Raw genomic sequence first — 13,363 nt, 5'->3', positions numbered from 1 at the left:
CGCGTAAACCAAACATAAATCTCTAATTATGCAAGTAATAGAAGCTTATAAACCTTTTGAAATACAAGAAATTGAATTACCTGATTGGAAACAACGCCCTGTAAAGAATAATTTTTTTGAATTAGTTTTAATAAAGGAAGGCGAAGGTTCACAATGTATTAATTATAACCATTATAAATACAAAAAAGGCAGTATTTTTTTATTACCACCTTTAAAATGCCATTCTTTTACTATTGAAAAACCAACTAAGTTTGTGTTTTTAAAATTTACAGATTCATTTTTTAGAAGCGCTAAAAGCATAAGTATTGATAGAAATGAATGGTTTAAAGAAGCAGCTTACATTTTATCTAACTACAACCAATTACCAGGTGATATTATAAAAGAAACCGCAGACAGAGATTTTCTTGAAAGCTTAATAAATATTATTTTACAAGAATCTAAAAGTAGTAATGCTAATGCCATTAGTTTGGTTACAAGCTTAATGACCAGCGTTTTAGAAATTTTAATTAGAAATATTAAAAAAGCTAATTATTTTGAATTGCCTAAAGATAAAAGTGATGATAAAATAACTAAAATGCTAACCTATATAAATGAAAATATTGATAAAACTGAATTACTTAAAGTTGATAATTTAGCCAATGTATTTAATATGTCTGCCACTTACGTTAGCGAATATTTTAAAAAACAAGCTAAAATGTCCTTACGTGAGTACATTATAAAAGCAAAACTAAAATTAGTTGAAATTAGATTGTTAAATTCTGATTTCACACTAACTCAAATTGCAGACGATTTAGGATTTACTGATGTTAGTCACCTTTCTAAAACCTTTAAGCGTTACGCAGGTACTTCTATTAAAGAATTTAAAAACAAAGGTGAATATATGTTGCTAAAACGTGGGGCTTGTGATGTTGCCTAAAGCGTTTAATTTTTAATGTTTTACAAATACCTATTTAAAAAAGCTTAAAACTTATGAAGCTTGCTGGCCAAAAAACTGGGGCTACTATCTACTTCAATTTCTAACCAAACAGGTAAATGGTCGCTTATTTGGTTGCGTTTCCAATACGAATTGAAATAGCTTTTAAAAGCTGAATTTGATGTTAATGTTGAAGGATTACCCTTATGCGCTAGCATTAAGCTGTGATATTTTTCAATTTCAGCATCAGTGTTTTTATACACATAATCAAAAAGATTGAATACGCCTCCTCTTTCATTGCCATTAGCATCTGTACCAATTTTAAAATACTTATGAACGTTTAAAAATATCCTATCGTAAATTTGATTTAAACTGGTGTTTGTAAATTTTCCTTTTAAACCATCGCTTTCAAAAAAGCCTTTAGATGTAAATAAATCTACAATATCATCATCTTCTTCATATAAATTAGTATCACCTAAAATAATAAGATTTTGATTTTCGTACGAAGTACTCTTTTGTTTACCTTCAAGTAAATTCAGTAATAATTTAACTTCTTCTTTGCGTAAATTTTTATTAGTGTCACCATCGCCTGGGTGTAAATGTACACTAACTACAGAAAATTTTCGCCAACCACTTTCAAAACCAGTAAAAGTTGGTGTTCGTTTTAATTGCTTAATTATGGGGTCGTTATTTGCTATTTCTGGCGGAATAACCAACTCACCAGCCAAACCAGAGTGTGTAACGCGCCTAGAATCATAAATAAAACCAAAACGTTCATCGTTACCAGAATCACCTTCGGTTACATCGCTTAAAGTATATTTCCAATGGCTTCCAAGTATTTGCAACAACTTATTAAACTGTGTAATGTTACTATTAATTTCTTGTATGCCAACAATATCAAAAGCGCTAATTATTTCGGCTATATAATAAAGCGATTCTGAGGTTCTGTTTAGCAGTTTTCCGAAATTTTTAATATTCCAAGAAGCTAAAAGCAAGTTTTTATCAACTGTTTTATTAGGAATTTTTTGTTGAAGCCCATTTTTTAATTCTAAAATATTGCTGATAGTTCGTTGTTTATCAACATCAGTCATTTCTCTAGCAAAATTATTACTAGCATCTAGCATTATTAATGAATACCTGTCTGTTGTGAGCTCACTATCGGGTCTTAAATCGTTATACCACATAATATTATTTATTTTATAAGACTAGGCTAACAATTTTGTTTAAGGAGATGTTTAAAAGTACACATTTTACAAATACTATAAGTTAAATGTATATTAACAAAAAAAGCAACCAAGTGACTAACTTGATTGCTTTAATTTTATGTTGTATATTTCTTTAGTAAGAATCTATTTCTCTACCTAAAATAATATCTCTTTTAGCTACCCACAACCCTTCTTTTAAATCTAATTTTAAAATTCTTTGCGGATCTGTTTCTTTAACTTCTTTTCTGCATTTTTCTGTTAATAATGGGTCGTCATCAAACAAAAAAGTTTCAATTTTATATTCAGGTTTATTAGGTTCTTTTACAATTGGATAAATTTGTTTGGGCTCTTTGCTATGAAAATAACTACCAGGTACAAATGTGTAAAGTGTGTATTTGCCATCTTCATCAGTTCTTACCCAACCTCTGTGGTGCACATAGCGTTTTTTATTGTGGCGTTTTAATTCAAAATTACCATCTTCATCGGTTTGATGCACAAACAACACTATATTTTTAGCGGGTGTAACACCATCGGCTTCATAAATAGTTCCTGTTATTTTTAACTTATTTTTTTTCGAATTGAAATCTGGAATAGTATCAGTATTGTTCAAGTTTTTTTCAGAAAAATCATAAACAGGACTGCGCTTTTTATAATTTTCAGGTGCATCACTTAAAACAGTATTATTTTCTTGTGCTAATACTGAAGCACTCATTATTACCATACCAATAGTAATAATGCTCATGAGGGAAGCATAATTTTTCATAGGGTTAGGGTTAATTAATTTAGTTTGAAATTATATTTTTTAAACTGTTCAGCAATAAAAAATATATCAATGAATACATTAACTCGATAAATTGATTTCTTTTGCAAAAAACACCGATTAAACACCTATACCAAAACAACTTACAGTTACATTAACTTTATTTAACAATTTGCTGTTTTTTGTATTTTGAAAATTGCCGAACTTAGTTGAAAAATTAAGTTTATGACAATATTTGTAGATATGGATGATGTGCTAGCCGACACGTTTGGTAAACACATTGCATGGTATAACAGAGAGTTTAATGCCAATTTAAAAAGAGAAGATATAATTAGTGGCGAAGTTTACCAAAATGTACCAGAACAGCACCAAAAAAGTGTATTACAACATGCCTTTACTCCTGGCTTTTTTTATGAATTAGAACCTTTGCCTAATAGTATTGAAGTTATGGAAGCACTTTACAATAAACACGAAGTTTATATAGCCACAGCAGCTACGCAGTTTCCTACTTCATTAAAAGAAAAAAGTGATTGGTTGGCTAAATACATGCCGTTTATTACCTGGGAACATCAAATTATGTGTGGCCATAAATTTATTTTAAATGGCGATTTATTAATTGATGATAGAGTATATAATTTAGAAAATTTTGAAGGTGACACACTTTTATTTTCTAATCCGCATAATATAAAAGACACAGGTTACAAACGTGTAACAAATTGGGAAGAAATAGGTAATTTACTTTTAAAACCAGCAATAATTTAAACAGTTTTCACAACATTTTTAATACTAATAATCCAATCATTTATATTGGTATTTTTATTAGTGTTTATAGCAAAACTACCGTTACCATATGGCGCGTAAATAGCAGCGTTGGTTGTTTTAAAAAAACCAACTGTTGGTGTTAATGATGCGCTAGCTAAATGCATAACACCATTATCTGCAGCTATAAAAGCAGTGGTGTTATATAAAACACCAGCCATTTCTCTAATATCTTTACTGTAAAAATGAGGCGCTTCAAAATTAATTTTTGAAATATTTTCAACGGGTAACATTTCAATAATATTATGCTTTGGAAATTCTTTCAAAAGGCGCTTGTAAAGTGTGTTCCACCAAATTTCATCATAACATTTATTACCTGTTGCGTTTGTATAAATACAAATAGCTGGCTTGTTGTTTTTTGTAATACTATTTAAAATTGTTTTACCTTGTTTAATTTCAGAATTGGTTAGTTTAATGTTTAAAACAGGAACATCACTTTGGTTTGTTGGTAAACCTAATACCTGCAAATACAGTCTTAAATTGTAAATAGGATATTTTGAAAGGTGCTCATAATCATCAAAATTATTAATTATTTGCGCATCAACATCGCCAAATAATTTAAAGGTAGACCTCGCAAATTTGGTTGATAATTTGCCCGAAGATGAGTTTTTGTCCACATTAATTACTAAATCGTATTTTGTTTTTTTCAACTTCAACCAAGTAAAACCATATTTTAATAATTGGTTAAATGGTTTACGTGGTAATTCTATTATGGTATTTATCTGTTTGTAATTTTTATATATAACATGTGCTACACTTCCTTTTACAAATAAATCTATTTTGCTGTGAGGAAACGTGTTATTAAGCTCTTGAATTAAAGGTGTTAAGAGTAGTTGATTACCTAGTTTATGATTAGGACGACTAACCAATATTTTTTTTATTTGAGAAGCGTTTTTTAATTGTGTATTTGGTGTGGTGTATGATTTGCCAACGTTTTTTGTTAAACGCCCCATTACCTTAAATCTTAAGCTATTAATGGCTTTTTTAATATTCATAAAGTTGCTATTTCTTTTCTTTAAACCTTGCGTTTAAAACTAAACCAATAATAATTAAAGCAATACCTAATAAACTCCAAAATGTATATACTTCAGAAAATATAAATACACCAAACAATAAGGTGAAAACAGTTTCAATATACTTTAAAGGAGCTATTTGACTTGCCGATGCTACTTTATAGAATGCTTTAGTCATAAAAACTTGTCCAAAATACCCAAAAACACCTAAAGCTAAAAGTAATAACCATTCTATGCCTTTTGGAGTAATCCAGTTATTAATTGATAATAAACCACCAACAAATAATGAAATTAGCATAAAATAATTTACCACCACAACAGGGTGTTCTGTATTACCAATTTTACTCAACACAATGTAAACCAATCCGCTAAAAATAGCCGATAAAAAAATGAGCACAAGCCCATAAGTGCTTACTTGAGTATCAAACCCTTTTAAAATAACAACGCCCACAAAAGCTATTATAAAACAAAGCCATTGCAAAGGTTTTACGGTTTCTTTTAAAAAGAAAATTGAAAAAACTGCGGCAAAAATAGGTGCCATATAGCGTAGTGAAACTGCTGTACCAATGGGCAAATATTTAGTAGACATAAAAAAGAATGTCATTGATGTTAAACCAACAATACCACGCAGTATTAAAAGCTTTTTGTTATTACCAAAAATGGGAATGTTGTTTTTTAAAAGAATGGAAAACGTAAATATTAATGTACCAAAAGACCTAAAAAATACAATTTGATAAGCGCTAAATTGCACTAAATGCTTTACAATGCTATTCATACACGCAAATGAAAGTGTACTAATAAGCATAAACTTTAAAGCTTGTTTATAATCCAAATAAAACTATTTAAAGGGTGTGTTTATCTTTTAATCTTCAGGAGGATAACCGTGTACGGTTTCAAAAACTTCATCAAAATTAGTTCTAATGTATGAGTTTAGTTTTTTGCGGTACTCACCTTTTAACCATTCAACAAAATTAAATGTACTTTTACTAATACATTTTGTGTAACGGCCAATTCTAAAATCAATGTCATCACCTAATTTTCTTGCTAGTGTAAGCGCATCATAAACATCTTCGCTATTTTCAACACAAATTTTAGCGTGTTGAGCAATAGAACGTTCTAACACAACTTTTGATGATTCGCCAGCTCTAATAGACTCTACATATGTTTTTTGAATATCAAAATACACCTCGTCTGAATTACCAAATTCTTCTCTTAAAGCATCGGGCATTTCATACCTAAAGTTACTTTCTAACTCTTCATCACTTAATAAAGCATCTAAATAATAGTTAGGAGACCTAAAAATACGTTGCCAATCTAAATTATCGCCCCAAGGCCCAAACCTATGAAAGTTGTTACCCAAGTCTATAACCGCAAATGTTTTTTTATTGTCTAAAACCCTTGACCCTCTACCAATCATTTGATAGTAAAGTGTTAAAGATTTTGTAGCTCTGTTTAAAATAATACTTTCAACGGTAGGTTCATCAAAACCAGTGGTTAAAATACTTACCGAGGTTAAAATGGCATCGGGTGTTTTACTAAACCATTTTAATATTTGTGCACGTTCTTTTTTAGAGTGTGTATTATCTAGGTGTGCTATTGGGTAACCTGCTCTTCTAAAGGTATCATACACGTGTAATGATGTATTAATACCGTTGTTAAAAATTAAGGTTTTTTTGCCTTTAGAACGTTCTTCATAAGCTCTTAATAATTTTGAGAGCATATTATCATCTGTATATAAATCTTCAGAAGATTTTACGGTATAATCACCATTTGCTCCTACCACTAATGATGTTAAACCAACATTGTAGCTAAACATTTCGGCTCTTGCCAAAAAGCCATTACTTATTAAAGATTCTATACTTTCACCAACAATTAACTCATCATAATTATCAGTCATTGGCAGCTCAATGCTTGAACTTAAAGGTGTTGCAGTTACACCTAAAATAAAACTTTGACTAAAAAATTTAAATAGTTTTGTAAATGAATTGTAGTGAGCCTCATCAATAATTACTAAGCCAATATCAGAAATATCTAACTTATCATCATTTAACCTATTATTTAAGGTTTCAACCATGGCTACAAAGCAAGAATAGTCTGCTTGATCACTTAAATCTGCTTTACTATCTACTACTTTATTATGAACTCCAAATTCTGTTAAAACTCTTGATGTTTGCTTGCATAACTCAATTCTATGAGTCATTACTAAAACTTTTTTCTTGTGAGTTTTTAAGTATTGTCTAACAATTTCAGAGAAAATAACGGTTTTACCTCCACCTGTTGGTAATTGATATAGCAAATGATAATCAGAAGGAGATTCATCAAAACTTTTAAAAATTTTATCAATTGCGCCTTTTTGGTAACTGTATAAATCTTTACCGGTTTTTCTTTCTTCTAATTCTGTTTGTGATACTGCCATGTAATATTTTTTACAAATGCAAAAATAACATCTTTATGCAGTTTTGAAAGTATGTTTAACGTAAAATATTGAATAAAACTTAATCTTATTCATATTTTTGTTACATACATTAAAACAAAAAACATGCAAATAAACGATAAATCTGGTGTTAAAGCTTACAGCGCTAATGAACAACGCTATGATTCAATGACATACAAACGCACCGGAAAAAGTGGTGTGCTTTTACCTGCTATTTCCATTGGGTTATGGCATAATTTTGGTTTTATTGATAACATTCAAAACGGAAGAGATATTTTACGTTGTGCTTTTGATGCTGGCATCACTCATTTTGATTTAGCTAATAATTACGGCCCGCCTTATGGTTCTGCCGAAGAGAATTTTGGCACTATATTTAAGCAAGATTTTAAACAATACAGAGATGAACTTTTTATTGCTACCAAAGCCGGTTATGATATGTGGCCAGGGCCATACGGTAATTTAGGCTCTAGAAAATATTTAATAGCAAGTTTAGACCAAAGTTTGAAACGTATGGGGTTAGATTATGTTGATATTTTTTACCATCATAGACCAGACCCAGATACGCCTTTGAAAGAAACCATGGGTGCTTTGGCAGATATTGTGCGCCAAGGAAAAGCCTTGTATGTAGGTATCTCTAACTATGAACCTGAAGAAACTCAAAAAGCAGCAACCATATTAAAACAATTGAATGTGCCTTTTATTTTGCATCAAGCACGTTATTCTATGTTTGATAGATGGGTAGAAAATGGTCTGTTAGATACTTTAGAAGATAATGGTGTTGGTTGTATTGCATTTTCTCCTTTGGCTCAAGGCATGCTTACAGATAAATACCTAAACGGAATACCCGAAGGTTCTAGAGCTGCAAAAAGTTTAAGTTATTTAAATACTGAAACTGTTGAAAGTAATATTAAAAAAGTAAAAGCTTTAAATAAAATAGCTGAACAACGCGGACAAAAATTATCACAAATGGCTATTGCTTGGATTTTGAGAAAACCACAAGTAGCCTCGGTTTTAATTGGTGCAAGTTCTGCAAATCAGTTAAAAGAAAATTTAAAAGCTTTAGATAATTTACAGTTTTCTGAAGAAGAATTACAAAGTATTGAAAGAATAGTTGGTGTTTAACCAGCTATTCTTTTATAATATTTACGGTGCCTTTTACATTTATTGAAAGCGCCCACAAATCTGATGCTATAACTTTGTTGTTTTCATCAACAACTCTAAAATGTGCGGTATTTGGTAATGCATAGCCTTCATCTAAAGCTAAAAACTCAATGGTGTTTACACCTGGCTTTAGTTCAATTTTAAAACCACTAAAAGTATTTGATAAACCTGCTCTGTAAACCATAATTTCACCATTTACGGTAACACGCACTAAATCACCATCTTCTAAACCATAATCTCTGTACATAACTCTAACCACTTTTGATGTTGTCCTGTGATCTCCAAAAAACACATCAACCTTGCTCCCTTTAGTACCTAAACCTTCTTGTTGTTTTATGGTATTTTCGTGTTTTTTAATGCGGTCTGTATACAATTCACCAGGGTCGCCAAAATCTTCACTAAACATAGATAATTCTTTTTTTGGCATTTTTAAATTTTGAACTTGTTTAGGGGCAGATAATCCTGTGAATGGGTTAGATTTATTATCTATTTTTTTTGAAGGTGTTAAAGGAGACGCATCTAAGGAGTCTTTTTTAGTTTCAACAGCGGGTATTGCAAATGATTTTTTCTTAGAATCAATTTGAGCTTGCATTGATACAGAAAAAAACAAAAGCACAATAAATAAATAATAGAAATGTTGTGTTTTAATCATGTAATACTGTGTTACTTTTTCAAATATATTTTTTATTCTTAACAATTAAAATACATTTTTACTTCTTTTAACACAAAAACTATTCCTTTTTTTCATTTTTAAAGCCATAAACTAGCTGTTTAAAGAAGTTTTTAGGCATTTTACTGTCACCACTGTAGCCCAAAGTAATTTTGCCACTAGTTTCAGGTATGTAATTGGTATTAAAAATATAATCCCAAATACTTAGGCTAATACCGTAATTCACACCGTGTTTATGCGTTTTTGGTAACGTATAAGCATGGTGATATAAGTGCATTACAGGGTTATTGAAAATATATTTTAGTGGCCCGTATGATAATTTTATGTTGGCATGGTTTAAATGCCCAATGGTTATTGCTATAAAATGCACAATAAAAGCTTGCTCGGGCTCAAAACCACCTATAAGCATAACAGCTAATAGTTTTAACGGTTTGTATAATATGTTTTCCATCCAATGATAGCGTAAATGTGCTGCAAAACCCATTTGTTTTACTGAATGGTGTACTTTATGAAATTGCCATAAAAACTCAAATCTATGTAGCATAATATGGGTAAACCACTGTACAAAATCTAATAGCACGAAAAACACAATCAACTCTAACCATGCGGGTAAATACGATAAATTTATTAGCTGAAACGATGTTACTGTTAAACCAAAGTTGCCAAAAATCAATTCTAAAACATTATAAAAACCGCTAATAATTATTGTGAAAATGAAAAAGTTAAAAAACATGTAGAAAGCATCTAACCAAAAATCTTTTCTGAAAATAGATTGTTCTTTACGCCAAGGAAATACAATTTCTAAAAACCAAACAATCAAAGAAATGACCACTAAACCCCAAAAGTAATTTTGTTGTATTGGTACGTTAAAAGTTATTGAATGCCAAGTCCATGTAACAGAATTAACAAAAGCGTTGTAAAAAGCTTCTAAATAAGTGTTCATACTAATAATTAATAAGTGTTTTTAAAGCCATTTCAAATCGGTTTTTGGGTAAATAGCCTTCTTCTAAGGTTTTAGCAAACGGAATTGGTGTATCAATACTAGCAACACGTTGTATGGGCGCATCTAAATATTCAAAACAATTTTCTGTTATCAATGCTGAAATATCACTAGCAATGCCACCAAAAAGCGAATCTTCTTGAAATATAATAGCACGACCTGTTTTTTTTACCGAATTAAAAATAGTTTCAGTATCTAGTGGTTGAAGTGTACGTAAATCAATTACATCGGCTGATATGTCTGGATTTTTATTAAGAGTGTTTAATGCCCAATGAACCGCTGCGCCATACGTTATAATAGTAACTTGTGTGCCTAGTTTTATTACCGAAGCTTTGCCAAACGGAATGGTGTAATAATTAGTTGGCACGGGTTGCCGTATGCTTCTATAAAGGGCTTTGTGCTCAAAAAACAATACCGGATTAGGGTCATTTATAGCAGAGTTTAATAAGCCTTTGGCGTCTTGCGGAAATGCAGGATATACCACTTTTAAACCAGGTGTTTTTGTAAACCATGCTTCATTGGTTTGCGAATGAAAAGGGCCGGCACCAACATCTGCACCACATGGCATTCTTAAAACCACATGAGCGTGTTGTTGCCAACGGTAGTATGATTTTGCTAAATAATTTACCACAGGATTAAAACCTGAACTAACAAAATCTGCAAACTGAAGTTCTACAACTGCTTTCATACCTGCAATTGATAAACCCATGGCGGTTTCAATAATTGCAGATTCGCAAATGGGTGTATTACGAACACGCTCTTTACCAAAAAGCTCAACAAAACCTTCGGTTACCTTAAAAACACCACCATATTCAGCAATGTCTTGTCCTAAAATAACTAAATCTTCATGTTGTTCCATACTTTGTTTTAGCCCATCAGAAATGGCATCAACAAACCTTAACTCATTTGTGTTCTCTTTTTGTTTAATATATTGAAAATCAAAATTTTTAAAAACATCATTTAACTCTATACTTTCACAAAAATCAATGTCATTTTCAGTAAAAGCAATGGCTAAATTATCTTTTATTTCAGCATCTATTTCTGCTTTAATTTTAACTTCAAAATCATCACTTATAATATTTTTACTTTTTAAATATTGCTCATAATTTTTTAATGGATCTCTTTTTTTCCAAGTCTTTAAAAGAGGTTCCGGAACGTATTTAATACCGCTGGTCTCTTCGTGTCCACGCATTCTAAAAGTTTTAAATTCTACTAAAACAGGTCGCACATTTTTGCGCATACTTTTGGCTATTTTTTTAATTTTGGTGTAAACGTCAATAATATTATTGCCGTCAATTATATGCGATTCCATACCGTAGCCTAAACCTCTATCTGCTAAATTTTCACAATTATATTGCTCTTTTGTAGGAGTTGAAAGTCCGTAACCATTATTCTCAATACAAAATAATACGGGTAATTGCCAAACGGAAGCCACATTTAGCGCTTCATGAAAATCACCCTCACTAGTGCCACCTTCTCCTGTAAAAACAGCAGTTACAGTGTTTTTATTTTTTAATTTACTGGCTAATGCAATGCCATCGGCTACACCTAATTGTGGGCCCAAATGCGATATCATACCAATAATTTTATATGCTTGTGTGCCAAAGTGAAACGATCTGTCTCTACCTTTAGTAAAACCCGAAGCTTTACCAAACCACTGTGCAAACAATCTGTTTAATGGTATGTTTCTACTAGTAAAAACTCCCAGATTACGGTGCATTGGTAAAATATATTCATTCTTTTTTAATGCTAATGTAACACCTACGGCAATTGCTTCTTGCCCAATACCCGAAAACCATTTGCTTATTTTTCCTTGCCTAAGTAATAAAAGCATACGCTCTTCAATCATGCGAGATTTTAGCATGTTTACGTATAAGCTTATTAACTTTTTGGTTTTTAAATTGTTTTTATAAACTAAGGTTTTATTAGCAAAACTAGCGCTCATAATTTGGGATATTACATATCAAATATACCATAAAAAGCAAGCTTAATCCACAAATTTAAGTTAAATTAAACAGACTCTAAACTTGTAATGTTTTTGTACATTTGTAACATTCACAATTAAAAAAAATAACATGAATAGTATACCAAGTGTTAATTTAGAAGATTTTATTTCTAACAATCCTGAAAAAAAACAAAGCTTTGTAAATGCCATAGGAAAGGCTTATGAAGATATAGGTTTTGTGGCCTTGAAAGGGCATTTTTTAGATGACGCATTGGTTGAAAGGTTATATACTGAAGTAAAGAATTTTTTTGAATTACCCTTAGAAACTAAGCAGAAATACGAAATTCCAGGTATTGGCGGACAAAGAGGCTATGTATCATTTGGAAAAGAAAGTGCAAAAGGTAAAAAAGAAGGCGATTTAAAAGAGTTTTGGCATTTTGGACAGTATGTTGATGATAATGACGCTTTAAAAGCCGAATACCCAGAAAATGTTAGTGTTGAAGAATTACCAGAATTTAACAAAGTTGGTAAAGAAACCTACCAAATGCTTGAAAAAACAGCAAAATATGTACTTAGGGCTTTAGCACTTCATTTAGGTTTAGAAGAAACATATTTTGATAATTACATACACAACGGAAACTCTATTTTAAGGCCTATTCATTACCCGCCAATAACTGCAGAACCTAAAGAAGCTGTTAGAGCTGCTGCACATGGCGATATTAATTTAATAACCCTTTTAATGGGTGCGCAAGGTAAAGGTTTACAAGTGCAAAATCATAAAGGCGAATGGATTGATGCTATTGCTCAACCTGATGAATTAATGATTAATGTTGGAGACATGCTATCAAGGCACACAAATAATAAATTAAAATCTACAATTCATAGAGTGGTTAATCCGCCAAAAGAGCTTTGGGGAACTTCGCGTTATTCAATTCCATTTTTTATGCATCCAATTAGTGATATGAAATTAGATGTTTTAGAGCAATGCATTGATGAAAATAACCCAAAACAGTTTGATAATATTACTGCTGGCGAATTTTTAACCGAACGTTTAATTGAATTGGGCCTAATTAAAAAATAGCCGTTTGCTTATTTATTTAAACTTAATATGGATTTACAAGATCAATTAAAAAACCTGTTTCCAGACCACGTATCGGAAGAATCAATTAATGAAACTTCCAATGAAAATGATAATCTTTGGATGCAAGATGACCCTATAATTTGCAAATACGAAAAACGTAAAGGCAAGCCTATAACAATTTTAGAAGGTTACACAGGCGCCACCGAAGATTTTAAAATACTAGCAAAAGACATAAAAAAAACGCTAAGTGTTGGTGGTAGTTTTAAAGATGATAAAATTATAATACAAGGTGATTACAGAGATAAAATAATGACTATTTTAAAAGATAAAGGGTTTAAAGTAAAACGCGTTGGCGGTTAATA

13 protein-coding genes are annotated in these 13,363 nt (G+C 31.0%); 5 read left to right on the top strand and 8 right to left on the bottom strand.

What is annotated here, in order from left to right; translation table 11 throughout:
* Positions 1 to 28 precede the first annotated feature (28 nt).
* Entirely contained in the window at positions 29 to 916 is an 888-nt protein-coding gene (locus tag ACXAG4_RS12055; protein ID WP_475296328.1) for an AraC family transcriptional regulator, read from the top strand.
* A gap of 44 nt (positions 917 to 960) precedes the next feature.
* Here ACXAG4_RS12055 and ACXAG4_RS12050 read toward each other — a convergent pair whose 3' ends face one another.
* Both ACXAG4_RS12050 and ACXAG4_RS12045 read right to left on the bottom strand, forming a co-directional pair.
* Complete coding sequence (locus tag ACXAG4_RS12050) at positions 961 to 2,097, bottom strand: endonuclease/exonuclease/phosphatase family protein (RefSeq protein ID WP_475296327.1); 1,137 nt, start codon at positions 2,095 to 2,097, stop codon at positions 961 to 963.
* A 154-nt stretch (positions 2,098 to 2,251) separates the two neighbouring features.
* Positions 2,252 to 2,860: a hypothetical protein gene (locus ACXAG4_RS12045; RefSeq protein ID WP_475296326.1), complete on the bottom strand. Its 609-nt coding sequence runs from the start codon at positions 2,858 to 2,860 to the stop codon at positions 2,252 to 2,254.
* Positions 2,861 to 3,103: 243 nt separating this feature from the next.
* On the opposite strand from ACXAG4_RS12045, the gene ACXAG4_RS12040 reads away from it, so the two are divergent.
* Complete coding sequence (locus ACXAG4_RS12040) at positions 3,104 to 3,640, top strand: 5' nucleotidase, NT5C type (RefSeq protein WP_475296325.1); 537 nt, start codon at positions 3,104 to 3,106, stop codon at positions 3,638 to 3,640.
* On the opposite strand, the gene ACXAG4_RS12035 is transcribed toward ACXAG4_RS12040, so the two are convergent.
* From ACXAG4_RS12035 to ACXAG4_RS12025, 3 genes are read right to left on the bottom strand one after another with little or no spacing between them, the layout of a single operon-like run.
* A complete protein-coding gene (locus ACXAG4_RS12035) occupies positions 3,637 to 4,692 on the bottom strand; it encodes a glycosyltransferase family 9 protein (RefSeq protein ID WP_475296324.1) in 1,056 nt (351 codons plus the stop codon). The two genes, ACXAG4_RS12040 and ACXAG4_RS12035, sit on opposite strands and share 4 nt — an antisense overlap.
* Positions 4,693 to 4,699: 7 nt before the next feature.
* A complete protein-coding gene (locus tag ACXAG4_RS12030; protein WP_475296323.1) occupies positions 4,700 to 5,542 on the bottom strand; it encodes a DMT family transporter in 843 nt (280 codons plus the stop codon).
* A 30-nt stretch (positions 5,543 to 5,572) separates the two neighbouring features.
* Positions 5,573 to 7,126 (bottom strand): DEAD/DEAH box helicase, encoded by a 1,554-nt coding sequence (locus tag ACXAG4_RS12025; RefSeq protein ID WP_475296322.1) that lies wholly within the window; start codon positions 7,124 to 7,126, stop codon positions 5,573 to 5,575.
* 123 nt (positions 7,127 to 7,249) lie between these two features.
* On the opposite strand from ACXAG4_RS12025, the gene mgrA reads away from it, so the two are divergent.
* Entirely contained in the window at positions 7,250 to 8,266 is a 1,017-nt protein-coding gene (gene mgrA, locus ACXAG4_RS12020) for an L-glyceraldehyde 3-phosphate reductase (protein WP_475296321.1), read from the top strand.
* A gap of 4 nt (positions 8,267 to 8,270) precedes the next feature.
* Here the strand turns inward: mgrA and ACXAG4_RS12015 are convergent, their stop codons facing one another.
* The 3 genes from ACXAG4_RS12015 to ACXAG4_RS12005 all read right to left on the bottom strand — a co-directional run bounded on the left by ACXAG4_RS12015 (position 8,271) and on the right by ACXAG4_RS12005 (position 11,920).
* Positions 8,271 to 8,957 carry a hypothetical protein gene (locus ACXAG4_RS12015; RefSeq protein WP_475296320.1) on the bottom strand — a complete coding sequence of 229 codons (687 nt, stop codon included), beginning with the start codon at positions 8,955 to 8,957 and terminating at the stop codon, positions 8,271 to 8,273.
* 79 nt (positions 8,958 to 9,036) lie between these two features.
* Positions 9,037 to 9,918 carry a sterol desaturase family protein gene (locus ACXAG4_RS12010; RefSeq protein ID WP_475296319.1) on the bottom strand — a complete coding sequence of 294 codons (882 nt, stop codon included), beginning with the start codon at positions 9,916 to 9,918 and terminating at the stop codon, positions 9,037 to 9,039.
* A gap of 1 nt (position 9,919) precedes the next feature.
* Entirely contained in the window at positions 9,920 to 11,920 is a 2,001-nt protein-coding gene (locus ACXAG4_RS12005; protein ID WP_475296318.1) for an alpha-ketoacid dehydrogenase subunit alpha/beta, read from the bottom strand.
* 130 nt (positions 11,921 to 12,050) lie between these two features.
* Here ACXAG4_RS12005 and ACXAG4_RS12000 point away from each other — a divergent pair, with 130 nt between their 5' ends.
* Together ACXAG4_RS12000 and ACXAG4_RS11995 are read left to right on the top strand one after the other, a co-directional pair.
* Positions 12,051 to 13,001 carry an isopenicillin N synthase family dioxygenase gene (locus tag ACXAG4_RS12000; RefSeq protein ID WP_475296317.1) on the top strand — a complete coding sequence of 317 codons (951 nt, stop codon included), beginning with the start codon at positions 12,051 to 12,053 and terminating at the stop codon, positions 12,999 to 13,001.
* A 27-nt stretch (positions 13,002 to 13,028) separates the two neighbouring features.
* On the top strand, positions 13,029 to 13,361 hold the full coding sequence (locus ACXAG4_RS11995; RefSeq protein WP_475296316.1) for a translation initiation factor: 333 nt from the start codon (positions 13,029 to 13,031) through the stop codon (positions 13,359 to 13,361).
* The last annotated feature ends 2 nt before the right edge of the window (positions 13,362 to 13,363 follow it).

This window comes from Seonamhaeicola sp. ABD4_175 (assembly GCF_056160885.1).
The sequence above is the reverse complement of the archived record's forward strand: the minus strand, read 5'-3'. Positions and strand labels throughout refer to the sequence as shown.

Coding starts and splice junctions, on each gene's coding strand:
- ACXAG4_RS12005 (WP_475296318.1), bottom strand. CDS start 11,920: ATGAGCGCTAGTTTTGCTAATAAAACCTTAGTTTATAAAAACAATTTA.
- ACXAG4_RS11995 (WP_475296316.1), top strand. CDS start 13,029: ATGGATTTACAAGATCAATTAAAAAACCTGTTTCCAGACCACGTATCG.
- ACXAG4_RS12010 (WP_475296319.1), bottom strand. CDS start 9,918: ATGAACACTTATTTAGAAGCTTTTTACAACGCTTTTGTTAATTCTGTT.
- ACXAG4_RS12045 (WP_475296326.1), bottom strand. CDS start 2,860: ATGAGCATTATTACTATTGGTATGGTAATAATGAGTGCTTCAGTATTA.
- ACXAG4_RS12025 (WP_475296322.1), bottom strand. CDS start 7,126: ATGGCAGTATCACAAACAGAATTAGAAGAAAGAAAAACCGGTAAAGAT.
- ACXAG4_RS12000 (WP_475296317.1), top strand. CDS start 12,051: ATGAATAGTATACCAAGTGTTAATTTAGAAGATTTTATTTCTAACAAT.
- ACXAG4_RS12055 (WP_475296328.1), top strand. CDS start 29: ATGCAAGTAATAGAAGCTTATAAACCTTTTGAAATACAAGAAATTGAA.
- ACXAG4_RS12035 (WP_475296324.1), bottom strand. CDS start 4,692: ATGAATATTAAAAAAGCCATTAATAGCTTAAGATTTAAGGTAATGGGG.
- ACXAG4_RS12015 (WP_475296320.1), bottom strand. CDS start 8,957: ATGATTAAAACACAACATTTCTATTATTTATTTATTGTGCTTTTGTTT.
- ACXAG4_RS12040 (WP_475296325.1), top strand. CDS start 3,104: ATGACAATATTTGTAGATATGGATGATGTGCTAGCCGACACGTTTGGT.
- ACXAG4_RS12050 (WP_475296327.1), bottom strand. CDS start 2,097: ATGTGGTATAACGATTTAAGACCCGATAGTGAGCTCACAACAGACAGG.
- mgrA (WP_475296321.1), top strand. CDS start 7,250: ATGCAAATAAACGATAAATCTGGTGTTAAAGCTTACAGCGCTAATGAA.